Below are 25,903 nucleotides of genomic sequence, written 5' to 3'. Positions count from 1 at the left end.
GACCGCGTCGCCGTGTCCGGGATGGCGGCTGGAGCCCTTCGCCGTCAGCCCTTCCACTCGCGCCTTTCTTCGGCCTGACGAAGGATGTCGTAGGCCAGTTGCAGCTTCTGGAATTCGGCCGCAGCCGCGGCATCGCCGGGTTTAAGATCCGGGTGCACCTGTTTGGCTTTTTCGCGCCAGGCTTTCTTGATCGCTGCGAAGTCCGCGTCAGCTTCGACCCCGATGATTTCGAGGGCCCGCATCTCGTCAGCGCTGCGGCTGCCGTCGCCGCTGCCCGACCATCCATAGTGCGCGGATTCTGCGTATCCGTCGTTATCGCGCTTCTCGGTGCGCGCCCGCTCGGCCGCCTCTTCCTTGCTGAGGCCTTCGAAATAGTCCCACTTGCTGTTGTATTCGGCCGCATGCCGCTGGCAGAAATACCATCTTTCGGGGGTGTTGGGGCTTTTGGGCGCGGGACAGTTTCCCGGATCCTCGCACCCGTGACGATCGCACAGCCGCACCGTGGTCGTTTCGCGGCTACCACCATAACCCCGCCAGCGAGGGAAGCCCCAGTCGGTTGAGCGCCGCGCGCCGGTCATGTCGGATTTCCGATAGTCATCGTGGCCGACCTAGGCGGTGCAACCAGCAATTGAAAGCGAACCAGGGGATTTTGTTGCAATGCAACATCAAAGTCCCTAAATGAAACCTGTCATGCGCAAGATGAGCTCTCAACTGATGATCGCCGCGGTCGCCTCGACGCTCGCGATGGCTTCGCTCGCCTTGAGATCACCCTCGCTGCACGGCGGGGGCGGGAACGGCGCGGGCGCACTGCCCTCGTTGGGTGGGCTGCCCGCGCCGTCCATCTTCCTGCGTTAGTTCACCACCACCGATACGGCGCGGCGGTTCTGAGCCCACGAGGCATCGTCCGAACCGAGCGCGACGGGGCGTTCCTTGCCATAGCTGACGGTGTTGATGCGGCTGGCCGCGACGCCAAGGCTGACCAAGTAGTTCTTCGCCGCGTTCGCTCTCCGCTCACCGAGCGCAAGATTGTACTCGCGCGTGCCGCGCTCATCGGCATGCCCTTCCACCGTGATGGCCAGTTGCGGATACTGGTTCAGATACGCCGCCTGGGTCTGCAGCGCGGCAGCGTCGGCGCTGTCCACGTTGTATTGGTCGGTGTCGAAATAGATCACGTTCTGGCCGTTTACCGCGTTCACGAAGTGCCCTTGAGTGCCGAGCACCGCCGCACCGCCGCTATCGCCGCCCAATGATCCTGAATTGGTGGAGGTCGGCACGGGGTCAGGCGGAAGCGAAGCGGGAGGCTCCTTCTTGCACGCGCCCAGCACGGCGGTGCCGGCCAATAGCGCGGTGATGACGATGCGACGGTTCATGGTGTTCTCCTGATTGAAATCGTCGGTCGGTGCGACCCGTGCTCCCCTGATGGGAATGCTCTTACGGCAGGATTGGTCCCCATGCCGGGTCCGAAGCGTCCACCGGAGTGGGCAGCCGGCGTTCATTGCGCCCGGTCAGATCGACCTGGTACAGCGCGGCCTTGCCGCTCCCCCGCTCGGTGCGGAAGAACTGGATCACGCGGCCGTTGGGGGACCAGGTCGGCGCCTCGTCCTGCCACCCGCTGGTCAGGGTGCGCACGCCGCCGCCGGACGGGTTCATGACGGAAATGCGGAAGTTGCTGGCGTTGGTGAACGCGATCTGGTCGCCGCGCGGGCTCCATTCCGGGGTCGCGCACCGTCCGCCGCCAAAGCTGATCCGCCGCTGGTTGGACCCGTCTGCGTTCATGACATAACATTGCTGAGTGCCCGACCGGTCGCTTTCGAACACGATCTGGCGGCCGTCGGGAGAATAGGAGCCGCCGATGTCGATCCCCGGCGTGGTGGTCAGCCGGATGCTTTGTCCGCCTGACGCCGGCACGCGGTAGATGTCGGTGTTCCCCGCCACGGCCATCGAATACAGCACCCACTGCCCGTCCGGCGACCAGCGCGGCGCGAAGGTGGGGTTGGTGGACTGCGTCACCAGCGTTTGCCGCCCGGTGCCGATGTCATAGACATAGATGCGCGGATTCTTGTCGACGTAGCTGAGGTACATCAGCTTGCGGTAATCGGGCGAATAGCGCGGGGTCAGCGCGGTCGCCCGTCCATTGGTGATGAAGCGGTGGTTCGCCCCGTCCGAATCCATGATCGCCAGGCGCTTCACCCGGTTACCCTTGGGACCGGTCTCTGCGATATAGGCGATGCGGCTGTCGAAGAACGGGCTTTCGCCCGACAGGCGCGAATAGACGAGGTCCGCGCACTTGTGCGCTGCGCGCCGCCAGTCGACCGGCTGGACCACCCAGCCCGCGCGCGCCAGTTCCTTCTGCAACTGCACATCGTATAGATAGCAGCCCACGGTCAGGCGTCCGTCGGCGCCTGCCCGGACATATCCCTCCACCAGCATTTCGGCGCTGCGGCCGGACCACGTGGCCCAGGCGGGCGCGGTGATCTCTCCGTAAGTCGGCTGCGGCAGCGAACCCGGACCGACCGGCTTGAACAGTCCGTTGTTCCTCAGATCGTTGAACACGACCTGCGCCAGTTCGCGGCCCAGTGCCACGGTGCCCCCCGCGTTCGCGGGGGTCGGAGCCTGGCGGTCGGTGGCGAAAGCGGGGATCGCGATGCCAAGGTCTTCCAGATTACCCTCGAAACTGACCGAGCCTGACAGCCCCTCCTCCTCGGTCGTCTCGACGGGGGTGTCGGCTGGCGGCTTCTGCCCCAGATCCTGCGCAGCCAGCGGCAGCGCGGTGGTCAGCAGCAGAAGGGTGGCGAGAGTTTTGATCATTGGGCCAGTTTCCAGTCAAATCCAAAGGGTCCGACGAGCTTCCACGCGTCGTAGTATTCGTCCGGCAGGTCGAACGGCGCCGCCAGTTGCACGGCACGGATCGCTTGTTCGGCATGGCGTCCAGCCTGTGCGCGGTTGGTATCGTTGATCCCGGTCTGCCGGACCAGTTCCGGGCGTCCCTGAAGGCTGCCATCGGTGTTGAGCCGGAAGCGCAGGTAAGTGGTGATCTGATCCACGTCTGGCCCGTCCGGCGGTTGCCACCTGGGCTTGATCTCCCGGGCGATCGACTGGACCAATGACGCCTTGGCGCTGGCGCCGATCTGGCTTGCCGGAACGCGCGTTTCGCGGGTCGCGGTGCTGGTGCCGGCACCGGGCAGAAAGTCCGCGCCAATCCGGCTGCCGCCCGCCGGCTTGGGAGTGGAACGGGACTGGCTGGCAGGCGCATCGGGCCGCCGACGCGGCTCGCTGGACGGTGCGGCGGGCCGTGCTTGCGGCGCGGAGGTGGAACGCGCGACCGGCTTCGCTCGGGGCGCGGTGGTCGCACGCGGAACCGGCTTTGGCTGCGGCACCGCAGCGGCCCGCGGAACGGGCCTCGGCGCAGGAGCCGGGGCGGCGACCGGTTGAGGCCGCTCGATCGGGGTTGCGGTCGCCGGTTGCGGCACCGCCTCTGCCGGCGGCGCAGGCTCAGGAGCAAGCGTCGGCGCGACAGCGGCGGCGCTTTCCGGCACGGGCTCGGGCGCGGTGGCCTCCAGGCCCACGTCGGTCGCGAGGTTGACCGTCATCTTCTCGGTCGGCGGAATCAACGTGCGCTTCGCCGGCTGCACCAGCAGCGCCGCTCCAAGGGCAAGATGCAGCGCCAGGGCGATTCCCAGTCCCAGGCGCTCCTCGCGGCGAAGATTGGCGAAAATCATCGGAATCGCCGCGCTATGGGGCCGACACTGAACTGTTGGTGACCAGCGAGATCGAATTGAACCCGCCCCGGTTCAGCTCGCCCATCACCGCCATGACGCGGCCGTAATCCAGATCCTTATCCGCCCGCAGCGTTACCACCGGCGGTTCGCCGCCGCTGGCGTTCAACTGCGCCAGCGCGTCGGGAAACCCGCCGACCGCGACCCGCTCCTTGTCGATGAAGATGTACCCGTCGCGGTCGATCGACACGGTCACCTGCTCAGGATCCTGGTCGATCGGGTTGGCCCGGCTGTCAGGCAGTTCGATCGGCACGCCCGCGGTAAGCAGCGGCGCGGTCACCATGAATATGATCAGCAGCACCAGCATGACATCGACCAGCGGAGTGACGTTGATCTCCGCCATCGGCGCACGGCCCCGCCGCCCGCGTTTCTTCGCGTGCAAACCCATCGCCATCAGAGCGTCTCGATCTCGCGGCTGAGGCTGGCGTGGAAGCGGTCAGCGAAGCGCTGCAGCCGCCCTTCCAGACCGTTCACCGAGTGACTGAACCGGTTGTAGGCGATCACTGCCGGGATGGCGGCGAACAGGCCGATCGCGGTGGCGAACAGCGCCTCGGAGATGCCCGGGGCGACCACCGCGAGCGAGGAGTTCTGCTGCTGCCCGATGGAAAAGAAGCTGTTCATGATGCCCCAGACCGTGCCGAACAGGCCGACGAACGGCGCGACGGAGCCCACCGTGGCGAGGAAGTTCAAACGGTTCGACAGTTCGTCCGCTTCGGACGCGACCTGGCTCTCCATGGTCGCCGCCAGGCGCTGGCGCAGGCCGTCGCGATCGGCGACGCGGCCGCCTTTCACCGAGTGGCGCCATTCCCGCATGCCGGCGGCCGCGACCCGGGCGCTGGCGATGTCCTTCTTGCCGCGCTCCTTCATCAAGGTGTCGAAGCTGTCGGCGTGCCAGAAATCCTCCTCGTATTCGCGGCAGCGCTTGCGCACCGCCGACATGCGGAACGAGAAGCTGACGATGATCATCCAGGTCCAGATGCTCGCCAGCAGCAGGCCCAGCATCACGGCCTGGACGACGATGTCGGCGTCCAGGAACAACTGTACGGGATCGAGCCGCGTGGGCACGGCGGCGGCCGCGGCAAGAAGCGATAGGTCGGTCATTCAGGTCTTTCTGCAAATTGTGCAAAGGCGGCGCGCCATTCGGCCCGCTGGCGCCGGGGCCGCCCGGCGGGATCGATGAAGCCGACGCGGACGGATTGCTCGGCGATCAGCTCACCATCCCGGGTGGCGCGTTGTTGAATGCGGACGCTGGCCGCGCCGAGATCGAGGCAACGAGTCTCGATGATGACGGTGTCATCCAGCCTGGCCGGCCGCACATACCGGATGGCAAGGTCTGCCACGGCATAGGCGCCCTCACCCGCTTCGACCGCGCTGCGCTGGTCGATCTTGAGCAGCCGCAGCAGGTCGCTCCGCGCGCGTTCGAACCAGCGAAGGTAGTTGGCGTGGTACACGATCCCCGAAAGATCGGTGTCCTCGTAATACGCGCGCACTGCATACAGGTGACGCGGGCCGTCGATCAGACCACCGGGTAGCGATAGGTTAACCGTCATTGGCAGCGGCCTTAGCCGCAGCGCGACTCCGCTGGCAACTAACGAAGGTCAGCGCGTGGCGTTCAGCCGATCATCCGCCCCAGCGGGCGTCCGCCAAAGATATGCGCATGCAGGTGAGCGACTTCCTGCCCCCCGTCACGGCCGATATTATACAGCACGCGGTAACCGTTCTCGACCAGTCCGGCGCCCCGCGCCACTTGCCCGATGGCCCGGGCAAAGCCCGCAATCTCGCCATCGGACGCGCGGGCGGAGAAATCGTCCCAGCTGACGTAAGCGCCGCGGGGGATCACCAGGATATGCACCGGCGATTGCGGCGCGATGTCGTGAAACGCGACCGCCCATTCGTCTTCGTACACGCGGGTGGACGGGATCTCGCCGCGCAGCAGCCTGGCGAAGATATTCTGGTCGTCGTACGGCGCGGTGGGATCAATCGGCATCAGGCACTCCTGGCGGCTTTTTCATCGAGGCCGGAAGTCCCCTCCCGCCGGTCCAGCTCGGCCAGCACGTCGGCCAGCGGCACGCCCTTCTCGCCGAGCAGGATCAGCAGGTGGAACAAGACGTCCGCCGCTTCGCCGACGAGCTCGGCCCGATCGCCCGCCAGCGCGGCGATCACCGCTTCGACCGCTTCCTCTCCCAGCTTGCGCGCAATCACGGGCAAGCCGCGCGCGTGAAGCTGCGCAACATAACTGGAACCGGGCTCGCCCGAGCCGAGGCGCTGGGCGATAGTGCTTTCGAGGCGGGTCAGGGTATCCACCCGCCGTGCATGGCGGGAGGCGGCCGGTCAGGTCAAGCCGTCAGTCGCGCCGCCGGCGCGCGCCGCGGCGACCGACGATCACCCCGAGCACCCCTAACCCGAACAGGGCCAAGCCCGAAGGTTCGGGCACCGCCGTTCCCGCCGCCATGGCCGGCGACGCGATGACGAGAAATACGAAAGAAATGGCGATCCGCATGGCTGAAGACCAAGGCGCGCATCGCGGTGGCTTGCCAATGGTGTTGTGGGCGGCGTCCCGCCACGGGACGGGTCAGGCGCGCGCGGGCAATCCGGCAGCGCGCAAGGCCGAGTGTGCCTCGCCGATCGTGTGCTTGCCGAAGTGGAAGATCGAGGCCGCGAGCACGGCGCTGGCGTGCCCCTCCACCACCCCGTCGACCAGATGCTGCAATGAGCCTACCCCGCCGCTCGCGACGACCGGGACCGGCACCGCATCGGCGATCGCGCGGGTCAGGGCCAGGTCATAGCCCGCTTGCGTCCCGTCTCCATCCATCGAGGTCACCAGCAACTCGCCCGCCCCCAGACGCGCCAGATTGATCGCGTGGTCCACCGCATCGATGCCGGTCGCGCGGCGCCCGCCGTGGGTGAAGATTTCCCACCGCTCGCCGCTTCGCCGCGCGTCGATCGAGGCGACGACGCACTGGCTGCCAAAGCGCGCGGCGATCTCGCCCACCAGTTCCGGGCGCGCGACGGCGGCCGAATTCACCGCGACCTTGTCCGCCCCGGCCAATAGCAGCGCGCGGGCATCGTCCACCGACCGCACGCCGCCGCCCACTGTAAGCGGCATGAAGCACACCTCGGCAGTCCGGCGAACGACATCGAGCAGCGTGCCCCGCCCTTCGTTGCTGGCGGAAATGTCGAGGAAGCACAACTCGTCGGCCCCCGCTGCGTCATAGGCCTTCGCCTGCTCCACCGGATCGCCCGCGTCTTGGAGATCGACGAAGTTGACGCCTTTCACAACCCGCCCGTCAGCCACATCCAGGCACGGGATGACGCGGATGCGAACGGTCACGCGCGGTTCGCCATCGCGATCGCGGTCGCAAGGTCGAGCCGCCCGTCGTACAACGCCCGCCCGGTGATCACACCCTCGATGCCGTCATTGGCGTGGAGCGACAGCAAGTGGATGTCGTCGATCCCCTTGACCCCGCCACTGGCGATCACCGGAATATCCACCCGGCGGGCGAGTTCGACCGTCGCGTCGATGTTGACGCCTTTCAGCAAGCCATCGCGGCCGATATCGGTGAACAATAGCGCGGCCACCCCCGCGTCTTCGAACCTGCGCGCGAGATCGGCTGCGGGAACGTCCGACACCTCCGCCCAGCCCTCGGTCGCGACCATCCCGTCACGCGCGTCGACCGCGACCACGACACCGCCGGGGAACGCGCCGGCCATATCGCGCACGAACTGCGGGTCTTTCAGCGCCGCGGTACCCATGACGACGCGCGCCACGCCCAGGTCAAACCAGCCTTCGACCGCCGCGCGCGTGCGGATGCCGCCGCCAAGCTGCACAAATCCGGGAAATCCGGCCACAATCGCCTCGACCGCGGCGCGGTTCTCGGCCTGGCCCGCGAACGATCCGTCAAGATCGACCACGTGGAGGTGTTCAGCCCCCGCATCGGCAAACAGCGCCGCCTGTGCCGCGGGATCGTCGCCATAGACAGTGGCGCGGGTCATATCGCCTTCGGCCAGGCGGACCACCTGGCCGGATTTGAGGTCGATGGCGGGGAATACGATCATGGCGGCGCCGCTATCACCGCCGCCCGCGGTCGTCACGCGGGCAAATTCTACGATGGCACGAATGCGCTCTTGGGAACGTGCGTGATCCGGCAGGCCAGATCCGCCTCGCCGCTCGCGACGACGAAATGGTCGCCGGCGTCAACGATGCCGGTGGTGAAGACCACATCGCGCACGTACATCTGATGCTCGATCGGCCGGGTCAGGTCGGGGTTTGCCTCGATCAACGGGGGGTGACTGGTGGCGAGCACCTTCCACGGCTCATCGGGATCCAGCAGCGACCAGTACGTGCGATAGATGCCGACGATCTCCTTGGGCTCCACCCCATGCCACAGGCTCAGCCAGCCGCGTCGCCCCGCGATCTCGGTCAGGACCGGCGGGGTGCCGCCGCCGATCCGCGCGGTCGCGGCCGTGCCGGCATGGGGCCGGATCGCGGGCTCGATATGCGGCTTCCAGTGGAGCGCGTCCGGGCTGGTGGCGTGGTTGATCGATGGCCCCGCGTGCCACTCGCTGCCGGGTGGATAGGCAAAAAAGAGCTGTCCCAGCGGCCGGGTCTGCGCCCAATACTGATCATCGATCAGGCCTTCGAAGATCAGCATGTCCTTGTTCTGGTGATCGAGCACGATCCCTTCGAACCGCCAGTCGAGCGCATCGTCCGAGCTATAGAGGGTCGTCGAGTGCCGCTCGGGGCTGACCGAGCAGGTGGTCATCAGGTAGCGTTCGCCAACCTTGCTGATCCGCGCGTCCTCCACGCCGTAGCACTGATAGCTGCCCGCCGGCGCGATCGCCTTGTCGTAATGGATCGCCACCCGCTCCAGCCCGTCAGGCGTCAATTCGACCGGCAGCAGCCACGACAGCGAGGTCAGCGCCATGACCTTCCAGCCATAGCCCCGCAGCTCGAACTTGCGCGGGTCGGCGGTGTCGGCGAACTGGAGCGGCCACGCGTCGAGCACGAAGCGACCGCCTCTGCCATCGCCATCCCAGCGGATCGCATGGACGTTACCGTCCCGCACGGGCTCGCGCAGCGCCTCCGCCACCCGGACCATCATCAGCAGGTTGCCGTTCGGCAATCGGGTCAACGCCGGGTTGAACGCGCCGAGCACATAGGTCTCGGCGCCCAACTGACCCGCGAGCGGCGATTGCGCGAGGTCGATATCGTCCGGCGTCAGGATCAACCGGTCGACTGCAAAGCTCATTCGTCGGACACGCGCTGGGTCATGGCAAGCTGCATCACCACCGCGCGGCGCGGCTGCGTCAGCATGAAGTGCACCGCCACCGCGATGTCCTCGGCCCGCAGCATCTTGTCCTCGTTGATCATCTCGCGCTGCTTGTCGGCCGGGATGTCGGGGTACTGGAAGTCGGCGCCGGTCAGCCCGGGTTCGATCAGGCCCACCTTGATCCCCTTGCTCCCCAATTCCTTGTGCAGCGCTTCGGCAAACCCCTGGATGCCCTTCTTCATGCCCGCGTAGACCGAGCCGGAGCCGCCCAAGCTGTGCGCGCTCATTGATCCGATCAGGACCAGGTTGCCCTTGTCCTTCAGGTGCGACACCGATTTGTGCGCGCTCATCACGTAAGCGGCATAGTCCGTGGCAACCGCGTACCACGCGTCTTCCTCGTTGGTGGTGGTCAGCCCATCGACCGGGACGGCGGCATTAATGATCGCGATGTCATAGCTGCCCAGCCGCTTTTCCGCCTCGGTGAAGAAGCGATCGAGGTCCTCGCGCTTCGCAAGGTCGAGCGCGATGCCATCCCCCTTCCCGACTTCGTTGATCCGCTCCAGCCCGTCCTTGAGGTGCTGTTCATCGCGCCCGCAGGTGAAAATCTCGACACCTTCGCTCGCCAGCAGGACCGCGATCGCGCGGCCGATGCCGGTGGTGCCCCCGGTGATGATCGCCTTGCGTCCTTTGAGGGACGGCATCTCGGTATGCGCGTCGGACAGGTTCTTGGGATCGGCATCAGCCATCGGCAGGTCTCCTTTTGCAGTTAGCAGGGAGACGCATCGCACCGGCCAGCCGTTCCCGCCGGTCAGGGCCTCCAGCCGAGGAACCGCTCGAGCAGCCGCAATCCGTATGCCTGGCTTTTCTCCGGGTGGAATTGCACGCCCAGGATATTGTCCCGCGCCACGGCGGCGACCAGTCCTCCGCCGTGGTCGGTCATCGCGGCGACATCGCGGCCTTCATCGCACGCGAAGTGGTATGAATGCAGGAAGTACGCCTCCCCCGGCTCCACCAGCATGGCCCCGTCGCGGTGCGGCATCGGGCGGACTTCGTTCCACCCCATATGCGGGACCTTGAGCGCCGGATCAGTTCGTTCGATCGGCAGGACTTCGCCTGCGATCCAGCCCAGACCGTCGGTGTCCCCGTGTTCCCGGCCGCGCGTTGCGAGCAGTTGCATCCCCACGCACACGCCCAGGAACGGCACGCCGTCGGTGAGAACCCGCTCCTCCAGCGCCTCGACCAGGCCGGGAATCGCGGCGAGGCCTTCCGCGCAGGCGCGAAATGAGCCTACCCCCGGCAGCACGATGCGCCGGGCACCGCGCACCAGGTCGGGATCGGCGGTGACGTGGACATGTTCGGCCCCGGCGGCCTTCAGCGCGTTGTGGACCGAATGGAGATTGCCGGCGCCGTAATCGATCAGCGCGATGGCTTCAGACATGCGAAGGGCCTGTAAGGGAAGCCTCAGCCACCAAGCTGACCCTTCGTGCTGGGAATGGCCCCGCCCTTGCGCTCGTCGCGCTCGACCGCCTGCCGCATGGCGCGCGCGAAGCCCTTGTAGATCGCCTCGCACACGTGGTGGTTGTTGCTGCCGTACATCAGTTCGACGTGCAGCGTGATCCCGCAGGCTTGCGCGACCGAGTGAAACCAGTGCTCGATCAGCTCGGTATCCCATTCGCCCAGCCGCGGCTGGCTGAAGCCCGCGCGCCACACGAGGTATGGCCGCCCGGAAATGTCCAGCGCCACCCGCGCGAGCGTTTCGTCCATCGGCGAATAGGCTTGCCCGTAACGGCCGATCCCCGCCTTGTCGCCAAGCGCCTGCCCCAGCGCCTGGCCCAGCGCGATCGCGCTGTCCTCGGTAGTGTGATGCTGGTCGACGTGAAGGTCGCCCTGCACCCGCATCGTGACGTCGATGAGCGAATGGCGGCTGAACTGTTCGACCATGTGATCGAGAAAGCCGATGCCGGTCGATACCGAGTATGTGCCGTTCCCGTCGAGATTGACCTCGACCAGAATGGCAGTTTCGCTGGTGGTGCGTTCTATCCGGCCGGTGCGCATGGCGGCGGCTATACGCGGCAAGCGCCGCCGTGCAAGCGTTCGCGGGTTAGCTTTCCGGCTTGACCGAGCCGCGCGGCCGAGCCACCACGCGGGCGATGACCGACGATATGCCAGACAGCCTGATCCCTTACGACGAGATCGTGCAGGAAGCGCTGCGCGCGGTCGTCGGACGGGTGCTCGGTGAAGTGCAAACGACGGGCGGCAGCCTGCCGGGCAACCACCACTTCTACATCACCTTCAAGACTGGTGCCCCGGGCGTCTCCATCCCGCCGCATCTGCGCGAGCGCTTCCCGGACGAGATGACGGTGGTGCTGCAGAACAAGTTCTGGGACCTGAAGGTGGACGACGATGGGTTCAGCGTCGGCCTGACGTTCAACCAGGTGCCCGCCAAGCTGGAAATCCCATTCGGCGCGATCACCGCGTTCGTCGATCCGGCCGTCGATTTCGGGCTACAGTTCCAGGCAACCGTCGCCGACATGATGCCCGAAACGCATGACGAGGCGGAGAACGACGGGTCGGAACACAGCGGCGGACCCACCGTTACCGAAAGCGACGATGGATCAAACGTCGTGACGGTCGATTTCGGCCGCAAGAAATAATCACGGCGGCTTCCTTGCCGCCCCACGGGGATACGGCAATGGCGCGAACGCGCGAAACGGCACCACCCAGCAAGAAGACCGAAGCGGCCGGTGGGATTACCGACGCGGGCGCCGAACTGGTCGCCAAAGCTGCGGGCAGCAGCACCTCCGTTCCGGGCCCCAGCCCCAATCCGGCGACCAACCTGATCATCCAGGATATCGCCCTGCGCGCCGGTGGCCGCCTGGTGCGTCACACCATGGAGAAAGGCCTGCTTCATGGCCGCTTCGGCCAGGGCACGGCAAAGGCCATCGTTGAGAACCGGTCGCTGTCGAATACGCTGGTCAGCGCGCTGCTGGCGCGGCTGGCGACGCGCTCGCTGCCAGGCGCGGTGGTGATCGGCGGGGGCCTGGCGGTGAAAACGCTCTACGACCGCAGCCGCACCAAGCGCCAGGCGCGCCGTTCCGGCGACCGGACGCTGCGGAAGATGGCGGAGGATTGAGCGCGGCTTCCGGGTTGATTTGTTAGGCCGGCCTGGCGCACTTGCGGGCGATGACCGGCGACCGAACTCCTGCCAACACTCTCAAGCGGCGCGGACTGATGTTCGTGCTGTCCTCACCTTCGGGCGCGGGCAAGACGACCATCTCTCGCATGCTGTTGGGTGCGGACCCCGAGATCAAGCTGTCGGTCTCGGTCACCACAAGGCCGATGCGGCCCGGAGAACGCGACGGGGTCGATTACCACTTCGCGACCGATGCGGAGTTCGACCAGATGGTGGCGGACGATGATTTTTACGAATGGGCGCACGTGTTCGGTCATCGCTACGGCACGCCCAAGGGGCACATCCGCAGCGGGCTGAAAGACGGGCAGGACTGGCTGTTCGACATCGACTGGCAGGGCACCCAGCAGCTGATCCAGAAGGACAAGCAGGACGTGGTCGCCGTTTTCATCCTGCCGCCCAGCATCGATGAACTGCGCCGCCGGCTCGAAACCCGCGCGCAGGACAGCGCGGCGGTGATCGACGCGCGGATGGATCGCGCCCGGGCCGAGATCAGTCACTGGGACGCGTACGATTATGTCGTCATCAACGATGACGTGGACGCCTGTTTCGCCAAGGTGCGCGAAATCCTGCATGCCGAGCGCCGGAAGCGGCGGCGCCAGACGGGGCTGATCGATTTCGTTCGCGCGATGATGGGCTGAACCGCGCAAGACCTGGTCCGACCGGAAAGATTGACCGCGACGACCGGTTTATCGCCCTCGGGGAACACCAGGCAGCGCCGGGCATTTTCATCATCACGTCGCGGGGACGTATTGTCGCACCGGGCGGAGCAGGAAGTCACGACATGAAAAAGAAGGTCCTCATCGCGCTCGCCCTGTCCAGCGGGCTGATCCTGTCGGCATGCAACGCTGTTCGCGGCGCTGCCAATGATGTCGAATCAGTTGGCGACTGCGTCGACGGTCAGCCGGGTAACTGCTAACCGGTTTGCGGCGGCCGGTGCTCAGGGAATTATCCCACGGCACCGGCCGCGGCAGTAAACGAGGTTAAAGTCCCCCCGCCGGATCGGCGAAGTGGGTTGGCAAGTGCGCGTTGACGATGCCGCCGTCGACGGTCATCGTTTCCCCGATCGTGTAGTCGCCCGCGCGGCTGGCGAGATAGACCGCGCTGCCCCCCATGTCATACTTGTCACCCACCCGCTTGTTCGGAATGCCCTTTGACGACTGCTCCTCGTGATCGCGCGCGACCTTGTTCATGCTGGAAGGGAACGCGCCTGGTGCGATCGCGGTGACATAGACGTGATCCTGCACCAGCCGCGCGGCCATGCGGCGGGTCAGGTGGATCAGCGCCGCCTTTGACGCCTGGTAGCTATAGGTCTCCCACGGATTGATCCGCAGGCCATCGACGCTGGCGATGTTGATCACCTTGCTCGGGCTGGCCTGGCTCGAATTCGCGGTCAGCAGCTTGTGCAGCTTCTGGGTCAGGAAAAACGGCGACTTGACGTTGAGGTCCATCACCTTGTCCCAGCCCGCTTCCGGGAAATCGAGGTAATCCGCGCCCCAGGCCGAACCGGCATTGTTGACCAGGATGTCGAGCCGGGTTTCACGGCCGGACAGCTCCTCCACCAGCGCGTCGATGCCGTTCATGGTGGAGATGTCGCCCTGGATGCCGATGACCTTGTCGCCCAGCTCGGCGCAGGTTTCCTCGATCTCGTGGATCTTGCGCGCCGAAATGTAGACCTTGTCGATCCCGGCGGCGAGGAACCCCTCGACGATCATCTTGCCGATCCCGCGGCTGCCACCGGTGACCAGCGCAACGCGCCCCTTGAGGCTGAACATGTCTTCGAGGGTCATTTCTCTCTCCTGTCGCCCAACCCGCCTGCGGGAAGGATCAATCTAGTATCCGCTCATCCGCGCTACGCGGTCGGCGTGATAGTGGACGTCGCCCATGAACTCCGCGAGCGCGCGGTCGCGCTTCATGTAGAGGCCGATGTCGTATTCGTCGGTCATGCCGATGCCGCCGTGCATCTGCACGCCTTCCTTGACCGCGAGGCCGGCGGCCTTGCCGATCTTCGCCTTCGCGACCGACGCCATCAGCGACGCGTTCTCGCTGCCCGCATCGAGCAGTTGCTGCGCCTTGATCACCACCGCGCGGGCGATCTCGACTTCGGAATACAGATGCGCCGCCCGGTGCTGGAGCACCTGGAATTCGCCGATCAGCTTGCCGAACTGCTTGCGCTGCTTGAGGTAGTCGATGGTCATGTCCATTGCCCCGCGGGCCACGCCCACGCCTTCGGCCGCCGCGCCGACTCGCCCAGCGTCGAGCATCCGGCCCAGCACTTCGCGCCCGCCATCGACTTCACCGATGACGGCATCACCGTCGAGCTCGACCTGATCGAGCGTCAGGTGGCTGGCCATCGAGCTGTCGACCAGCCGCACCGAGTTGTGCCCCACGCCGGCGGCGTCCCTGGGCACCGCAAACAGGGTGATCCCCTGCTCGTCGGTGTCGGAGCCTGATGTGCGCGCGGCGACGACGATCATGTCGGCGCTCGCGCCATACAGCACGAAGTCCTTCTTGCCCGACAGCTTGAAGCCGTTGCCCGACCGTTCCGCCTTCGTGGCGATCCGCTCTGGCCGGTGCTTGGGGCCTTCATCGATCGCCACGGCGAACACGCTGTCGCCTGAAATCAGTCCGGGCAGCCAGCGCCCGCGCGCCTCGTCACCCGCGGCGGACAGCGCCGTGGCGGCCATGACCGAGCTGGTGAGGAACGGCGACGGCGTCAGGTTGCGGCCGATCTCCTCCAGCACGATGCCTGCCTCGACATGGCCCATGCCCAGCCCGCCGTCCGCTTCGGGCACGAGCACGCCGGTGAAGCCCATCTCGGCCATCTGCTTCCACAGATCGTGTCCGAAGCCATCCTTGCATTCGCGATCGCGCCAATGGCGCAGCTGCTTTCCGATCGCGCCTTCCTCGCCCATGAACTGCTGAGCGGTCTCGGCGAGCATCGCCTGGTCTTCATTGTGGTAGAGCGGCATGTGTTCTCTTCCCGTCGTCCCAGCGACGGCTGGGATCTCGTTGTTCTAGGTCGGCATCGGGCGGCACGCGATCCCGGCAAGCGCCGGGATGGCGAATTCACGCGCCGGGCAGCTCGAGGATGCGCTTGGCGACGACGCCCAGCATGACTTCGCTGGTGCCGCCTTCGATCGAATTCGCCTTGGTGCGCAGCCATGCGCGCGGGGCGGCGCCGCCGCGGGTTTCCTCGCTATCCCACTCGAGCGCGGTCGAGCCGCCGGCGGCCATCAGCAGCTCGTGGCGCCGCTTGTTCAGCTCGGTGCCGGCGTACTTCATCATGTTGGGGTATGCCGGGTGCGTCTTGCCGACCTTGATCTCGTCGAGGAACTTCTCGCCCATCGCGCTGAACGCCAGCGCGTCGACGTCGAACATGGCCAGTTCGGCGCGCAGCACCGGATCAAGCTCGCCGCCCGCATTGCGCGACAGCGCGGCGCCGATGCCGGCTCCGCGCTCCGAACTGTCGGCGCCCGAGATCATCTCGCGCTCGTGGCCCAGCAGGTACTTGGCCACGTCCCACCCGCGATTGATCTCTCCGACGTAGGCCGGGATGCCCTCGCCATAGGACTTGGGCACCTTCACGTCGTCGAAGAACGTCTCGCAGAACGGGCTGTTGCCGCTGATCAGCAGGATCGGCTTGGTCGACACGCCGGGGGTGGCCATGTCGTAGAGCATGAAGGTGATGCCCTGGTACTTGTTCGCCTTGTCGGTGCGGACGAGGCAGAAGATCCAGTCGGCCTTGTCGGCGTAGCTCGTCCAGATCTTCTGGCCGTTGACGACCCAGTGATCGCCCTTGTCCTCGCCGAAGGTCTGCAAGCTTACGAGATCCGAGCCTGATCCCGGCTCCGAATACCCCTGGCACCAGCGGATCTCGCCGCGCGCGATCTGGTTGAGGAAGAACTTCTTCTGCTCCTCGGTGCCGAAGTGCAGCAACGCAGGGCCAAGCATCCAGATGCCGAAGCTCGACAGCGGCGGACGTGCGCCGATGGCGGCCATCTCCTCGCGCAGCACCTTGGCTTCGGCAGGGGAAAGGCCGGCGCCGCCGTATTCCTTGGGCCACGACGGCACGGTGTAGCCCTTGTCGCGGCACGCTTCGAACCAGGCGCGCTGCGCGTCGCTCTTGAAGGTCGCGTTGCGGCCGCCCCAGTAAACGTCCTCGTCATCGCGGACGGGCTGGCGCATTTCCGGCGGACAGTTCGCCTCAAGCCATGCGCGGGTTTCGCTGCGGAAGGCATCCAGGTCGGACATCGGGTTGTCTCCTCTCGTTGACGCATACGTAAGGCCGATTGTCGCACCGGGGCAAGGCCGGATTTGCGCCATACCGCTTGTTTGAGGATGCCGTAACGGCAGCCGAAGCACCGTTGACGAGGCGGTCCATCCGCTTACCCTACCGCCACAACAAAAGGCTCGGGAGAGGCCATGCGATTCTCAGGCAAGACCGTCGTCATCACCGGCGCGGCATCGGGTATCGGCGCGGAAACCGCGCGCCTGTTCGCGCGGGAAGGCGCGATCGTCTACGCCGCGGACATCGACGAAGCCGGCGTCCAAGCGCTGCGCGACGAAGGCGTGGGCGACATTCGCTTCCAGCATTGCGACGTCTGCTCGACCGAGGCGATCAAAGCGTTGATGGACCGCGCGGGGCAGGAAACCGGCGGGATCGACGTGGTGTTCAACAATGCCGGCGCCGGGGGCTCACGGGCCAAGATTCACGAGATCGAGCCCGACGAGTGGGACCGCACGATGGACCTGCTGCTGCGCTCGGTCGCGTTCGGCATCCGCTATGCCGTGCCGCACATGCAGGGCCGGCCCGGCGCCGCGATCGTCAACACGGCCAGCGTGGCGGCCACGGGCTCGGGGTTCTCGCCTACCGCTTACGCGGTCGCCAAGGCGGGTGTGCTCCACCTGAGCAAGGTCGCCGCCGCCGACCTCGCCCAGTTCGGCATCCGGGTGAACGCGATCCTGCCGGGCTTCATCAACACCAACATCTTCACCACCGCGCTCGAAGTGCCGGACGAGACCAAGCACATCGCCAAGTCGATGATCGCGCAAATGAGCGCCAACGCGCAGCCGGTCAGCCGCGGCGGGCAGCCGCGCGACATCGCGGAAGCATGCGCGTTCCTCGCAAGCGAAGCGGCCAGCTTCGTCACGGGCACCTCGCTGCTGGTCGATGGCGGTCTGACGATCGGGCAGCGAGGCAGCTGGGATCCCGAAACGCCGGGGATGCTCGAAGCGCTGTCCGCCATGGAAGCGCAGGCGACCGGAACCGCTGCGTGAGCGCCAGCGCGGCTGCGCCCCAGACGCCGGCGCCTGAATCGCCGGCACCGGGCACATCGGCTCCCATGACGCCGGTCCAGGGCCGCGTGCCGACCCGCCTTGCCATGGCGAACGGCCTGGGCAGCATTGCCTACGGGATAAAGGACAACGGCTTTTCCACCTTCCTGCTGCTGTTCTATAACCAGGTGCTAGGAATGGACGCGCGGCTGGTCAGCCTGGCGTTGCTGATCGCGCTGGTGCTCGATGGGTTGATCGATCCCATCGTCGGCCACGTCAGCGACCGGACGAACGCCCGCTGGGGCCGCCGGCTGCCCTACCTCTATGTTGCGCCGCTGTTCCTCGGCGGGTTCTGGGTGCTGTTGTGGTCGCCCGTCGGCCCGGCGAGCTTCCCGGTGCTGCTGCTCTCGGCGATCGCCGTGCGCGCCGCGGTGGCGTTCTGCGAAGTGCCGTCCGCCGCGCTTGTAGCGGAAATCACCCGCGATTACGACGAGCGCACCCGCCTCACCCGCCTGCGCTATCTCAACGCCTGGGGCGGCGGCCTCCTGATGCTGCTGCTGGCGTACGGCGTGTTTCTGCCCAACGCGATGCTGGCGCGCGAGGGTTACCACAACTACGGCATCGTCGGCGCGATCCTGATGGTCGGCACGGTGCTGCTGTCGGCATGGGGCCAGCACAAGTGGGTCGGCCACCGGCCAGAGGTGAAAGCCCCCGGCAAGGCGGGCATCGGCGGCGCGTTCAGCGAAATCCGCGAGAGCCTGTCCCACCCCGCATTCGTGGTGCTGATGTTCGCGATCGCGGCGTCGATCACCAGCCAGGGGATCACCTTCTCGATCTCCAACTACCTGTACCTGTTCGTATGGAAGTTCCCGCCGCTGGCGCTGCAGCTTTACCCGCTGCTGCTGTTCGGCAGCGTGATCGGCAGTTTTCTGCTGGTCGGCCCGCTGCAACAGCGGTTCGGCAAGCGCGAAACCGCAGCCGTCGCAGCCGTTATCGGGATGATCTGCTGGGTTACTCCCCTGACGCTGCGCCACTTCGGCCTGTGGTGGCCTGACGGGTCCATTCCGTCGCTTGGCGGAATGTTCGTCGCGACGTTCTTCTCGAACATGTTCAGCGTCATCGCCGACATCGCGCTGTCATCGATGGTGGCGGACGTGGTCGAGGCTTCCGAAGAACAGACCGGCCGCCGGTCGGAGGGCACGTTCGCGGCCGGCGCATTCTTCGCGGCCAAATGCTCCACCGGCGTCGGGATTTTCATCACCGGGTTCCTGCTCAGCTATGCCGGAATGCCCAGCGGCGCCACGCCGGGCGCGGTCGCGCCCGATATCATCGACCGGCTGGCGATGACTTATGCCGCGTGCGTGTTCGTGCTGGCGATCCTGGTGGTGCTGATCATCCGCCGCTTCCCCATCACGCGCGAGGGGCACGAGGCGCGGCTGGCGCTGCTCGCCCAGGCGGCCAAGGCTGATCCCGACGCGGTCGGACACCACCCGTGATGCCAACTAGAGCCTTGGCGCGGCCGCGTGGCTCTGCCACGGTCCTGAATTGCAACGGACAGATGTCGGGCGCACGAGAAACCGTCTGAAACCGGCCGAGTGCCAGCGAATTTCCAACTGGAGTCAACGTCTTGAAAGCTGCAGTTCTTATCCAGCCGAAACAGCCGCTCGAAATCGAGGAGCTGTCGATCTCCAAGCCGGGCCCGCACGAAGTGCTGATCCGCACCGCCGCCTGTGGCCTGTGCCATTCCGACCTGCACTTCATCGAAGGCACTTACCCTCACGCCCTCCCCGCGGTGCCGGGGCACGAGGCGGCGGGCATCGTTGAGGCGGTCGGCAGCGAAGTGCGTACCGTCAAACCCGGCGATCACGTCGTGTCGTGCCTGTCGGCTTTCTGCGGCCACTGCGAATTCTGCGTCACCGGCCGCATGGCGCTGTGCCTTGGCGGTGAGACGCGCCGCGCGCAGAGCGATGCGCCGCGCATCACCCGCACGGATGGCGGAATGGTCAACCAGATGCTCAACCTTTCGGCCTTTGCCGAACAGATGCTGATCCACGAACACGCCTGCGTGCGTATCGACCCCGATATGCCGCTCGACCGTGCGGCGGTGATCGGCTGCGCGGTCACCACCGGCGCGGGCGCGGTGTTCAACGCGTGCAAGCTGGTGCCGGGTGAAACGGTGGCCGTGATCGGCTGCGGCGGCGTGGGACTTGCCGCGATCAATGCCGCGAAGATCGCCGGCGCGGGCCGCATCATCGCCTGCGATCCGGTGCCCGCGAAGCGCGAGCTGGCATTGGCGCTCGGCGCGACCGACGTGGTCGACGCGATGGCGGAAAACGCCGCACAGCAGGTCATCGAACTGTCGAAGGGCGGCGTCGATCACGCGATCGAGGCGGTCGGACGGCCCGCCTCGGCCGAACTGGCCTGCAAGGTGCTGCGCCGCGGCGGCACCGCGACGATCCTCGGCATGATGCCGCTCGACTGCAAGGTCGGGCTCGGCGCGATGGACCTGCTCAGCGGCAAGAAGCTGCAGGGCGCGATCATGGGCAACAACCGCTTCCCGGTGGACCTGCCGCGGCTGGTGGACTTCTACATGCGCGGGCTGCTCGATCTCGACACCATCATCTCGGAACGCATCTCGCTGTCGGAGGTCAACGCAGGCTTCGACAAGATGAAGCAGGGCGATAGCGCGCGCAGCGTGATCGTGTTCGACCAGTGAGCGTGCCCTCCCCCGAAATCGGCGACGCGCAGGCGGCCTTCACCGGCACGGTCGAGCCGAGCGAGGCCGATCACCTCGACGAAGCGCGCCTGACCGCGTGGATGGAAGCCAACGTCGAAGGGTTCCAGGGGCCGCTGACCCAGGGCAAGTTCAAGGGCGGCCAGTCGAACCCGACCTACAAGCTGTCGACCCCGACCAGGAACTACGTCCTGCGCCGCAAGCCGTTCGGCAAGCTGCTGCCGAGCGCGCACGCGGTGGACCGCGAGTTCAAGGTGCAGTCCGGCCTGCACCGCACCGGCTTTCCCGTCGCGCGGCAGTTCGGGCTGTGCACCGACGATGCGGTGGTGGGATCGTGGTTCTACGTCATGGACATGGTCGATGGCCGCACGATCTGGGACGGCGCGATGCCCGGCGCCTCGCCCGAGGAACGGCGCGCGGTGTATCTGGAGATGGTCGACACGCTGGCCAAGCTGCACAACACCGACGTCGCCGAAGCGGGGCTGGAGGACTTCGGCAAGCCCGGCAACTACTTCGGCCGCCAGGTCGACCGCTGGACGAAGCAATACCGCCTGTCCGAAACCGATCACCTGCCCTCAATGGAAAAGCTGATCGAGTATCTGCCGGCGACCCTGCCCGAGCAGACCCGCACCAGCGTGGTCCACGGCGATTACCGGATCGACAACATGATCTTCGCCCATGATCGGGCGCAAGTGCTGGCGGTGCTCGACTGGGAGCTGTCGACCCTCGGCGATCCGATGGCGGATTTCACCTACCTTTGCATGATGTACGTGACCGAGAACGGCGGCCGGTCAGGGGTGATGGACCTCGACCGCGCGGCGCTCGGCATTCCGGAGCTCGATGAACTGGTGGCGCGCTATTGCGCGGCGACCGGACGCAGCGAAGTGCCCGACATGAACTGGTTCTTCGCCTACAACTTCTTCCGCCTCGCAGGCATCCTGCAGGGCATCAAGAAGCGGGTGATCGACGGTACCGCCAGTTCCGCCCATGCCAAGGCGCAGTCGGAACGCGTGGCTCCCCTGGCCGACAAGGCATGGGAGTTCGCGAAGCTGGCAGGCGCTTCGTAGCTAGAAGCGCTTCGCCCACTTGACCGCGACACCCTTGTCGTCGGGCAGGCTGGCGAAGTTGCCGGGGTCGGTGCGGTAGAACACGCTGGTGGAGGCATCCCCGCCCCACAGCCGCCCGCGCCATGCCAGCTCAGCGTCGATCTCCCGCCCCTGCGGGGTCAGCGACAGCAGGCTGGTGCCGTACGTCGGCAACAGCGTGGCATAGTCGTATCCCACCGGCAGCGTCAGGTTGAGCCCCCCGCCCGCCACCCGCAGCGGCTGCGACACCCGCAGGCCCAGGGTGTCGGACCGGCCCAGCACGCCCTGCTTGGTCAGGTCCGCCGACCAGCCGCGGCTGACCAGGTTCGATCCCCCGCCGATCAGGCCGACCCGGTCCGCGCGGGTGAAGCCCTGGCGGAACGCGCCGCCCAGCCGCCATCCATCGCCCATCCGCCACCTGGCGCTGGCGTCGATGAACAGGGTGTTCGCCCCGCCCCCGCCAAACGCATCGGTAAAGTACGCGCCCAGGATCGTGCGGTCCTCGCTCAACCACGACAGGCCGAGCGCGGTCTCGACCGGGCCGAACGTACGATCGGCGGCCAGCGACCAGTTGGAAAGGCCGCGGCTTTCGCGGGCGCGTTCCAGCGTGCCGTCCTCGATCCGCAAGTTGCCGAGCCAGGCGCGCCCCTGCTCGCTGCTGGCGGTCAGGCCCCATGGGCCGATCTGCCGGCGATAGGCGACCGCAAGGTCGCTGCCTTGCGTGAAGCCCGCATCGGACCCGGCATCGCCCGCGATCAGGAACGCGGGGCGGTCCTGCCCCTGCAGCAGTGCCACCAGGCCATCGGCCCGTTCCTTGAACGCGAACCCGATCTGCTGGTCCGGCGCGATCTTCATCGCCACTCGGCCGGCAAGCACGCGCGCGGCGCGAGCATCTTCGGCCGAGAGGCGCAGCGGGGCGATCCAATTCGGCTCACCGCGCGATCCGTCGGCAAGGGTAAACGCCATCGCCACCGCCGGTCCGCCGCCACTCACCTGCCGGGTGCCGGCATCGACCGCGCCCAGCAGCTTGGGCTGCAATCCGGCGCTGCGCATCCCGCGGCCAAGGTCGTAGCTGTACGCCCGCTGGTATCCGTCGAGCACCACGGTGCCGAGCGGCTTGCCCCCGAACGCATCGCCCATCGGGCCGGACCCCACGCCGGTATCGTCGCCCAGCGCCATCGAGGTGGAACTGCCCGCGAGCGTCGTCGTCCCGCGGGGCGCGAACGCGGCGGCGATATCGAGGATGCCGCGGCCATAGGTCGTGTCGGTCCCCGCAGCCCCCGCATCGCGCGCGCTCGACAACAACAGATCGACCATCTGCGCGCCGGTGAGGTTGGGAAACGCCTGCTTGAGCAGCGCCACCGCTCCCGAGATCTGCGGCGCGGAGAAGCTGGTGCCGGATACCAGCGTGACGAACTGCCCTTCGGGCGTAGATTCGACTTTCAGGACGCCGTTTTCGTACACGCAGCAGACCCGCTCTCCCAGCGCCGAGAGGAACCACTGCGCCTGGGCGCCCGCCTTGTTGCTGAAGGGGGAAAACTGGCTGGTCTCGTTGACCGAGCCGGCGATGATCACGTTGCTGCCGCCCGCGTTGCGGACCCCGGCAGCGAACGGATTGGGTTGGTTGGGATCGACCTCGGGATCGCTGCCGTCCCCTTCGTTGCCCGATGACACGACGATCACCACCCCGGCCGCCGACGCGCGCCGCACGGCATCGAGCATCACCGAAGTCGGCGCATCGCCGCCCAGGCTGAGGTTGACCACGGTGGCCCCCGCCGCAACCGCGCGGTCGATGCCGGCGGCGATGGAGCGATCGCTGAACGTGCACCCGTCCTCGCCATCGCAGCTTCCCAGGGAATCCGCCCGCAACGCCACGACGGTCGACTGATGGGCAATGCCTACGACGCCGCTGTCGTTGCGCGCCGCCGCGGCGACCAGCGCCACCTGGGTGCCGTGGTCGTCCGGTCCTTCGACGGAGCGCGATGCGACCACATCGCCGCTCGCCGGATCGATCCGGCCCGCAAACTCAGGATTGTCCGGGTCTATCCCGCTGTCCACCACGCCGATCTTCACGCCTACACCCGTAACGCCCTTGGTCCACGCCGCGGTGGCGCCGTGAAACGAAGGACCGTCCGAGCGGCGGAACTCCGCCGTATCGAAGCTCGACGCCGCCACAGGCGGGGGCGGCGGCGGAGGTGGAGCCGGACTGGGCGAAGGGGTCGGCACGGGGGCCGGGGTGCTGACGATCGGCGGAGCACCCCCGCCACCGCCACCGCCGCCGCCGCAAGCGGACAACGCTGCCAGCGTGCCAAGCGCGCAGCCAATGGTGAGCCGCCGTTGACGGAGCGGAGGTCTGGTCATGCGATGCGTCCCCGAATTTGCCTCAGCATGGACGGGCGATCCTAACATCTTGCTGAACGCGCGGTTCGGGGTTTCTGCAGCCGCGCGCACTTGCCGCTGTCCCGGCGCCCAGCTAGCGCGTGGGCATAGCCACTGAACGGGAGCCGATGTCCATGTCCGCCGATCTTGCCGCCGCCATCGACCGGGCATGGGACGCACGCGCCGATGTGACGCCGGCCAGCCACGACGTCCGCGAGCCGGTGGAGGCCGCGCTCGAGATGCTGGATGCGGGCAGTGCGCGCGTGGCGGAGCCGGACGGCAACGGCGGGTGGCGGGTCAACCAGTGGCTCAAGAAAGCGGTGCTGCTGAGCTTCCGGCTCAACGACAACGCGGTGATCGACGGCGGCAGCGCGGGCGCGCCCGCATTCGACAAGGTTCCGTCAAAATTCGCCGGGTGGGGCGACAATCGCTTCCGCGAGGCCGGCTTCCGGGTGGTGCCGGGCGCGGTGGTCCGGCGCGGCGCGCACATCGGCCGCGGCGCGGTGCTGATGCCCAGCTTCGTCAACATCGGCGCCCATGTCGGCGAGAACTCGATGGTCGATACCTGGGCGACGGTGGGCAGTTGCGCGCAGATCGGTGCAGGCGTCCACATCTCCGGCGGAGCGGGCATCGGCGGGGTGCTGGAGCCGCTGCAGGCGGACCCGGTGATCATCGGCGACGGCGCGTTCATCGGCGCTCGCAGCGAGGTCGCCGAAGGCGTGCGCGTGGGTGAAGGCGCGGTGCTGTCGATGGGCGTCTACCTTGGCGCTTCGACCAAGATCGTCGATCGCGCGACCGGCGAAGTGCACATGGGCACCGTGCCGCCCTATGCCGTGGTGGTGCCGGGCGCTCTCCCCGGCAAGCCGCTGCCCGATGGCAGCCCGGGCCCCAGCCTGTACTGCGCAGTGATCGTCAAGACCGTCGACGCGCAGACCCGTTCCAAGACCGGCATCAACGAGCTGTTGCGCGACTAGGAACCGAAACCGGCGGGAAACCGTAGAAGCGGCAATCAGGCAAGGGAGGCAGACAATGGACCATCGGGGCGACGAAATTCACGCCAGCACAACCGAAGCCAGCGGCGGCTCGCGCGAAGGCGTGGTCCGCTGGGTGCTGGTGATCGGCCTGGTGCTGGTCATCGCGGCATTCGCCATCATCCTGGCGACGGGAATGCTCTCGCAGGACAACGGCGCTGACAGCCAGGTCAATCAGAGCCGCGAGATGGCGGCGCAGGAAGACATGAACGCAGACCGGGGCGAGCCGATGGCGCCCGCCTTTGACGCGGACACCGGTGCCACTGGCACGCAGCAGTCGAACGCCGCCCCCGATGCCGCTCCGTCAAGCGCGGCCACCCCGGGCGATGCGCCTGCGGGGGATCCGACGAACACGGCCCAGTAAGTCGGGGCGGCCGGGAAAGACAACGCGGTCCGCATGGGCGATCGCGCACTCAAGTTGGGATCGGAACTGGACGCAGCGTAGGAGAACCCTGATGCCCGCTCAATCCAAGGCACAACAGAAAGCGGCCGGCGCAGCCCTGTCCGCCAAGCGCGGCGACACGAAAGTCGGCGACCTGCAAGGCGCTTCCAAGGGCATGTACAAGTCGATGACGGAAAACGAACTGGAGGAGCTTGCGGAAACCAAGCGCAAGGGACTGCCAGAGAAAAAATCCGGCGACTGATTGTTCGGCGCGAGCGGTCGCCCGCTACCGGCATGGCATCGCTCGACCGGTTCGTAACCGCGCAGGCAGGTGGCGTATTCGAGCGGGCGCTTGCCGAACTCCGCGCCGGGTCGAAGCACAGCCACTGGATTTGGTTCGTCTTCCCACAAATTGCCGGGCTGGGACGGAGCGAGATGGCACGTTACTATGCCCTGGCCGATTTGCGGGAAGCCGCGGCTTACCTTGCGCACCCGCTGCTCGGAGAACGCCTCGACGCCGCGACGGATGCCATGCTCAGCTGGGCCGGGAAGCACTCTGCCGAGGCCATCCTGGGGACGATCGACGCAGTGAAGTTTCGCAGCTCGATGACCTTGTTCGGGGCCGCCGCGCCAGAGAATGCGCGCTTTGCAGCGGCGCTCGCGGCATTCTTTGTCGGCGAGCCCGATCGGGCGACGCTCGAACGGCTCTGACGATACCGATGCGGGCTTGCGTGCCGATGGCTTCCGGGTGCGCGTCTCAGGTGCTCCGCTAAGGGCAC

At 66.9% G+C, this 25,903-nt stretch carries 33 protein-coding genes; 13 read left to right on the top strand and 20 right to left on the bottom strand.

All coding sequences use genetic code 11. The features are described from left to right. Positions 1-44 precede the first annotated feature (44 nt). Positions 45-578, bottom strand: coding sequence for a J domain-containing protein (locus E0504_RS15565; RefSeq protein WP_131624965.1), 534 nt, complete (start codon positions 576-578; stop codon positions 45-47). A gap of 112 nt (positions 579-690) precedes the next feature. On the opposite strand from E0504_RS15565, the gene E0504_RS50390 reads away from it, so the two are divergent. Continuing rightward, positions 691-855, top strand: a complete 165-nt coding sequence (locus E0504_RS50390) for a hypothetical protein (protein ID WP_165938522.1) — start codon at positions 691-693, stop codon at positions 853-855. Here E0504_RS50390 and pal read toward each other — a convergent pair. From pal to hisB, 15 genes are all read right to left on the bottom strand, one after another. Beyond that, on the bottom strand, positions 852-1,370 hold the full coding sequence (gene pal, locus E0504_RS15560; RefSeq protein ID WP_131624964.1) for a peptidoglycan-associated lipoprotein Pal: 519 nt from the start codon (positions 1,368-1,370) through the stop codon (positions 852-854). The two genes, E0504_RS50390 and pal, sit on opposite strands and share 4 nt — an antisense overlap. Positions 1,371-1,431: 61 nt before the next feature. Continuing rightward, the gene (gene tolB, locus E0504_RS15555; protein ID WP_131624963.1) at positions 1,432-2,808 is read right to left on the bottom strand and encodes a Tol-Pal system beta propeller repeat protein TolB; all 1,377 of its coding nucleotides are present in this window, start codon (positions 2,806-2,808) and stop codon (positions 1,432-1,434) included. Next, complete coding sequence (locus E0504_RS50385; RefSeq protein WP_165938521.1) at positions 2,805-3,719, bottom strand: energy transducer TonB; 915 nt, start codon at positions 3,717-3,719, stop codon at positions 2,805-2,807. Before E0504_RS50385 ends, tolB begins: the two co-directional genes overlap by 4 nt. Positions 3,720-3,732: 13 nt before the next feature. Further along, complete coding sequence (locus E0504_RS15545; protein WP_131624961.1) at positions 3,733-4,170, bottom strand: biopolymer transporter ExbD; 438 nt, start codon at positions 4,168-4,170, stop codon at positions 3,733-3,735. Beyond that, positions 4,170-4,877, bottom strand: a complete 708-nt coding sequence (gene tolQ, locus E0504_RS15540) for a protein TolQ (RefSeq protein ID WP_131624960.1) — start codon at positions 4,875-4,877, stop codon at positions 4,170-4,172. Before tolQ ends, E0504_RS15545 begins: the two co-directional genes overlap by 1 nt. Then, a complete protein-coding gene (locus tag E0504_RS15535; protein WP_131624959.1) occupies positions 4,874-5,326 on the bottom strand; it encodes a YbgC/FadM family acyl-CoA thioesterase in 453 nt (150 codons plus the stop codon). The genes tolQ and E0504_RS15535 overlap by 4 nt, the downstream gene beginning before the upstream one ends. Before the next feature lie 62 nt (positions 5,327-5,388). Then, a complete protein-coding gene (locus tag E0504_RS15530) occupies positions 5,389-5,763 on the bottom strand; it encodes a histidine triad nucleotide-binding protein (RefSeq protein WP_131624958.1) in 375 nt (124 codons plus the stop codon). Beyond that, positions 5,763-6,080 (bottom strand): phosphoribosyl-ATP diphosphatase, encoded by a 318-nt coding sequence (locus E0504_RS15525; protein ID WP_131624957.1) that lies wholly within the window; start codon positions 6,078-6,080, stop codon positions 5,763-5,765. The genes E0504_RS15530 and E0504_RS15525 overlap by 1 nt, the downstream gene beginning before the upstream one ends. Before the next feature lie 40 nt (positions 6,081-6,120). Further along, positions 6,121-6,276, bottom strand: coding sequence for a PEP-CTERM sorting domain-containing protein (locus E0504_RS15520; RefSeq protein ID WP_131624956.1), 156 nt, complete (start codon positions 6,274-6,276; stop codon positions 6,121-6,123). A 72-nt stretch (positions 6,277-6,348) separates the two neighbouring features. Next, positions 6,349-7,107: an imidazole glycerol phosphate synthase subunit HisF gene (gene hisF, locus E0504_RS15515; RefSeq protein WP_131624955.1), complete on the bottom strand. Its 759-nt coding sequence runs from the start codon at positions 7,105-7,107 to the stop codon at positions 6,349-6,351. Further along, positions 7,104-7,832 (bottom strand): 1-(5-phosphoribosyl)-5-[(5-phosphoribosylamino)methylideneamino]imidazole-4-carboxamide isomerase, encoded by a 729-nt coding sequence (hisA, locus tag E0504_RS15510; protein WP_131625023.1) that lies wholly within the window; start codon positions 7,830-7,832, stop codon positions 7,104-7,106. The genes hisF and hisA overlap by 4 nt, the downstream gene beginning before the upstream one ends. A 47-nt stretch (positions 7,833-7,879) precedes the next feature. Continuing rightward, the gene (locus E0504_RS15505) at positions 7,880-9,025 is read right to left on the bottom strand and encodes a glycosidase (protein ID WP_131624954.1); all 1,146 of its coding nucleotides are present in this window, start codon (positions 9,023-9,025) and stop codon (positions 7,880-7,882) included. Continuing rightward, positions 9,022-9,792, bottom strand: a complete 771-nt coding sequence (locus E0504_RS15500) for an SDR family oxidoreductase (protein WP_131624953.1) — start codon at positions 9,790-9,792, stop codon at positions 9,022-9,024. Before E0504_RS15500 ends, E0504_RS15505 begins: the two co-directional genes overlap by 4 nt. A gap of 62 nt (positions 9,793-9,854) precedes the next feature. After that, entirely contained in the window at positions 9,855-10,484 is a 630-nt protein-coding gene (hisH, locus tag E0504_RS15495) for an imidazole glycerol phosphate synthase subunit HisH (protein ID WP_131624952.1), read from the bottom strand. Positions 10,485-10,507: 23 nt separating this feature from the next. Then, positions 10,508-11,101: an imidazoleglycerol-phosphate dehydratase HisB gene (hisB, locus tag E0504_RS15490; protein ID WP_131624951.1), complete on the bottom strand. Its 594-nt coding sequence runs from the start codon at positions 11,099-11,101 to the stop codon at positions 10,508-10,510. A 95-nt stretch (positions 11,102-11,196) separates the two neighbouring features. Between hisB and E0504_RS15485 the strand changes: the two genes are divergently transcribed. From E0504_RS15485 to E0504_RS53460, 4 genes are all read left to right on the top strand, one after another. Beyond that, on the top strand, positions 11,197-11,700 hold the full coding sequence (locus E0504_RS15485) for an SspB family protein (RefSeq protein ID WP_131625022.1): 504 nt from the start codon (positions 11,197-11,199) through the stop codon (positions 11,698-11,700). Between the two features lie 38 nt (positions 11,701-11,738). Beyond that, positions 11,739-12,179: a hypothetical protein gene (locus E0504_RS15480; RefSeq protein WP_131624950.1), complete on the top strand. Its 441-nt coding sequence runs from the start codon at positions 11,739-11,741 to the stop codon at positions 12,177-12,179. A gap of 50 nt (positions 12,180-12,229) precedes the next feature. Next, complete coding sequence (gene gmk, locus E0504_RS15475) at positions 12,230-12,877, top strand: guanylate kinase (protein ID WP_131624949.1); 648 nt, start codon at positions 12,230-12,232, stop codon at positions 12,875-12,877. A gap of 143 nt (positions 12,878-13,020) precedes the next feature. Further along, positions 13,021-13,155 carry an entericidin EcnA/B family protein gene (locus E0504_RS53460; RefSeq protein ID WP_131624948.1) on the top strand — a complete coding sequence of 45 codons (135 nt, stop codon included), beginning with the start codon at positions 13,021-13,023 and terminating at the stop codon, positions 13,153-13,155. 64 nt (positions 13,156-13,219) lie between these two features. Here the strand turns inward: E0504_RS53460 and E0504_RS15465 are convergent, their stop codons facing one another. The 3 genes from E0504_RS15465 to E0504_RS15455 all read right to left on the bottom strand — a co-directional run bounded on the left by E0504_RS15465 (position 13,220) and on the right by E0504_RS15455 (position 16,490). After that, complete coding sequence (locus E0504_RS15465) at positions 13,220-14,026, bottom strand: SDR family oxidoreductase (protein ID WP_131624947.1); 807 nt, start codon at positions 14,024-14,026, stop codon at positions 13,220-13,222. A gap of 42 nt (positions 14,027-14,068) precedes the next feature. Next, positions 14,069-15,208, bottom strand: a complete 1,140-nt coding sequence (locus E0504_RS15460) for an acyl-CoA dehydrogenase family protein (RefSeq protein WP_131624946.1) — start codon at positions 15,206-15,208, stop codon at positions 14,069-14,071. Positions 15,209-15,305: 97 nt separating this feature from the next. Continuing rightward, positions 15,306-16,490 carry an acyl-CoA dehydrogenase family protein gene (locus E0504_RS15455; RefSeq protein ID WP_131624945.1) on the bottom strand — a complete coding sequence of 395 codons (1,185 nt, stop codon included), beginning with the start codon at positions 16,488-16,490 and terminating at the stop codon, positions 15,306-15,308. Positions 16,491-16,661: 171 nt separating this feature from the next. On the opposite strand from E0504_RS15455, the gene E0504_RS15450 reads away from it, so the two are divergent. From E0504_RS15450 to E0504_RS15435, 4 genes are all read left to right on the top strand, one after another. After that, positions 16,662-17,516 (top strand): SDR family NAD(P)-dependent oxidoreductase, encoded by an 855-nt coding sequence (locus E0504_RS15450; protein ID WP_131624944.1) that lies wholly within the window; start codon positions 16,662-16,664, stop codon positions 17,514-17,516. Then, entirely contained in the window at positions 17,513-19,009 is a 1,497-nt protein-coding gene (locus tag E0504_RS15445; RefSeq protein ID WP_207974421.1) for an MFS transporter, read from the top strand. Before E0504_RS15450 ends, E0504_RS15445 begins: the two co-directional genes overlap by 4 nt. Positions 19,010-19,140: 131 nt before the next feature. After that, entirely contained in the window at positions 19,141-20,229 is a 1,089-nt protein-coding gene (locus E0504_RS15440) for a Zn-dependent alcohol dehydrogenase (RefSeq protein ID WP_131624943.1), read from the top strand. Continuing rightward, entirely contained in the window at positions 20,226-21,314 is a 1,089-nt protein-coding gene (locus E0504_RS15435) for a phosphotransferase family protein (protein ID WP_207974420.1), read from the top strand. The genes E0504_RS15440 and E0504_RS15435 overlap by 4 nt, the downstream gene beginning before the upstream one ends. On the opposite strand, the gene E0504_RS15430 is transcribed toward E0504_RS15435, so the two are convergent. Continuing rightward, positions 21,315-23,405: a S8 family peptidase gene (locus E0504_RS15430; RefSeq protein ID WP_207974419.1), complete on the bottom strand. Its 2,091-nt coding sequence runs from the start codon at positions 23,403-23,405 to the stop codon at positions 21,315-21,317. A 440-nt stretch (positions 23,406-23,845) separates the two neighbouring features. Between E0504_RS15430 and dapD the strand changes: the two genes are divergently transcribed. The 4 genes from dapD (at position 23,846) to E0504_RS15410 (ending at position 25,835) form a co-directional block, all read left to right on the top strand. Next, positions 23,846-24,685, top strand: coding sequence for a 2,3,4,5-tetrahydropyridine-2,6-dicarboxylate N-succinyltransferase (gene dapD, locus E0504_RS15425; protein WP_131624942.1), 840 nt, complete (start codon positions 23,846-23,848; stop codon positions 24,683-24,685). 55 nt (positions 24,686-24,740) lie between these two features. Next, a complete protein-coding gene (locus E0504_RS15420; protein ID WP_131624941.1) occupies positions 24,741-25,106 on the top strand; it encodes a hypothetical protein in 366 nt (121 codons plus the stop codon). 91 nt (positions 25,107-25,197) lie between these two features. Next, positions 25,198-25,386 (top strand): DUF3008 family protein, encoded by a 189-nt coding sequence (locus E0504_RS15415; protein ID WP_131624940.1) that lies wholly within the window; start codon positions 25,198-25,200, stop codon positions 25,384-25,386. 32 nt (positions 25,387-25,418) lie between these two features. After that, positions 25,419-25,835: a DUF1810 domain-containing protein gene (locus E0504_RS15410; protein ID WP_131624939.1), complete on the top strand. Its 417-nt coding sequence runs from the start codon at positions 25,419-25,421 to the stop codon at positions 25,833-25,835. The last annotated feature ends 68 nt before the right edge of the window (positions 25,836-25,903 follow it).

It is taken from the genome of Parafrankia sp. BMG5.11 (assembly GCF_004337455.1).
The sequence above is the reverse complement of the archived record's forward strand: the minus strand, read 5'-3'. Positions and strand labels throughout refer to the sequence as shown.

Bases quoted from the DNA above. Each gene is read 5' to 3' on its own strand.
- E0504_RS15480 (WP_131624950.1), top strand. From the start codon at position 11,739: ATGGCGCGAACGCGCGAAACGGCACCACCCAGCAAGAAGACCGAAGCG.
- E0504_RS15520 (WP_131624956.1), bottom strand. From the start codon at position 6,276: ATGCGGATCGCCATTTCTTTCGTATTTCTCGTCATCGCGTCGCCGGCC.
- hisB (WP_131624951.1), bottom strand. From the start codon at position 11,101: ATGCGCACCGGCCGGATAGAACGCACCACCAGCGAAACTGCCATTCTG.
- dapD (WP_131624942.1), top strand. From the start codon at position 23,846: ATGTCCGCCGATCTTGCCGCCGCCATCGACCGGGCATGGGACGCACGC.
- E0504_RS15410 (WP_131624939.1), top strand. From the start codon at position 25,419: ATGGCATCGCTCGACCGGTTCGTAACCGCGCAGGCAGGTGGCGTATTC.
- gmk (WP_131624949.1), top strand. From the start codon at position 12,230: ATGACCGGCGACCGAACTCCTGCCAACACTCTCAAGCGGCGCGGACTG.
- hisA (WP_131625023.1), bottom strand. From the start codon at position 7,832: ATGATCGTATTCCCCGCCATCGACCTCAAATCCGGCCAGGTGGTCCGC.
- E0504_RS15420 (WP_131624941.1), top strand. From the start codon at position 24,741: ATGGACCATCGGGGCGACGAAATTCACGCCAGCACAACCGAAGCCAGC.
- E0504_RS15485 (WP_131625022.1), top strand. From the start codon at position 11,197: ATGACCGACGATATGCCAGACAGCCTGATCCCTTACGACGAGATCGTG.
- pal (WP_131624964.1), bottom strand. From the start codon at position 1,370: ATGAACCGTCGCATCGTCATCACCGCGCTATTGGCCGGCACCGCCGTG.
- E0504_RS50385 (WP_165938521.1), bottom strand. From the start codon at position 3,719: ATGATTTTCGCCAATCTTCGCCGCGAGGAGCGCCTGGGACTGGGAATC.
- E0504_RS15500 (WP_131624953.1), bottom strand. From the start codon at position 9,792: ATGGCTGATGCCGATCCCAAGAACCTGTCCGACGCGCATACCGAGATG.
- E0504_RS15465 (WP_131624947.1), bottom strand. From the start codon at position 14,026: ATGACCCTCGAAGACATGTTCAGCCTCAAGGGGCGCGTTGCGCTGGTC.
- tolQ (WP_131624960.1), bottom strand. From the start codon at position 4,877: ATGACCGACCTATCGCTTCTTGCCGCGGCCGCCGCCGTGCCCACGCGG.
- hisH (WP_131624952.1), bottom strand. From the start codon at position 10,484: ATGTCTGAAGCCATCGCGCTGATCGATTACGGCGCCGGCAATCTCCAT.
- E0504_RS15565 (WP_131624965.1), bottom strand. From the start codon at position 578: ATGACCGGCGCGCGGCGCTCAACCGACTGGGGCTTCCCTCGCTGGCGG.
- E0504_RS15545 (WP_131624961.1), bottom strand. From the start codon at position 4,170: ATGGCGATGGGTTTGCACGCGAAGAAACGCGGGCGGCGGGGCCGTGCG.
- E0504_RS15450 (WP_131624944.1), top strand. From the start codon at position 16,662: ATGCGATTCTCAGGCAAGACCGTCGTCATCACCGGCGCGGCATCGGGT.
- E0504_RS15415 (WP_131624940.1), top strand. From the start codon at position 25,198: ATGCCCGCTCAATCCAAGGCACAACAGAAAGCGGCCGGCGCAGCCCTG.
- E0504_RS15455 (WP_131624945.1), bottom strand. From the start codon at position 16,490: ATGTCCGACCTGGATGCCTTCCGCAGCGAAACCCGCGCATGGCTTGAG.
- E0504_RS50390 (WP_165938522.1), top strand. From the start codon at position 691: ATGCGCAAGATGAGCTCTCAACTGATGATCGCCGCGGTCGCCTCGACG.
- E0504_RS15535 (WP_131624959.1), bottom strand. From the start codon at position 5,326: ATGACGGTTAACCTATCGCTACCCGGTGGTCTGATCGACGGCCCGCGT.
- E0504_RS53460 (WP_131624948.1), top strand. From the start codon at position 13,021: ATGAAAAAGAAGGTCCTCATCGCGCTCGCCCTGTCCAGCGGGCTGATC.
- E0504_RS15460 (WP_131624946.1), bottom strand. From the start codon at position 15,208: ATGCCGCTCTACCACAATGAAGACCAGGCGATGCTCGCCGAGACCGCT.
- tolB (WP_131624963.1), bottom strand. From the start codon at position 2,808: ATGATCAAAACTCTCGCCACCCTTCTGCTGCTGACCACCGCGCTGCCG.
- E0504_RS15505 (WP_131624954.1), bottom strand. From the start codon at position 9,025: ATGAGCTTTGCAGTCGACCGGTTGATCCTGACGCCGGACGATATCGAC.
- E0504_RS15530 (WP_131624958.1), bottom strand. From the start codon at position 5,763: ATGCCGATTGATCCCACCGCGCCGTACGACGACCAGAATATCTTCGCC.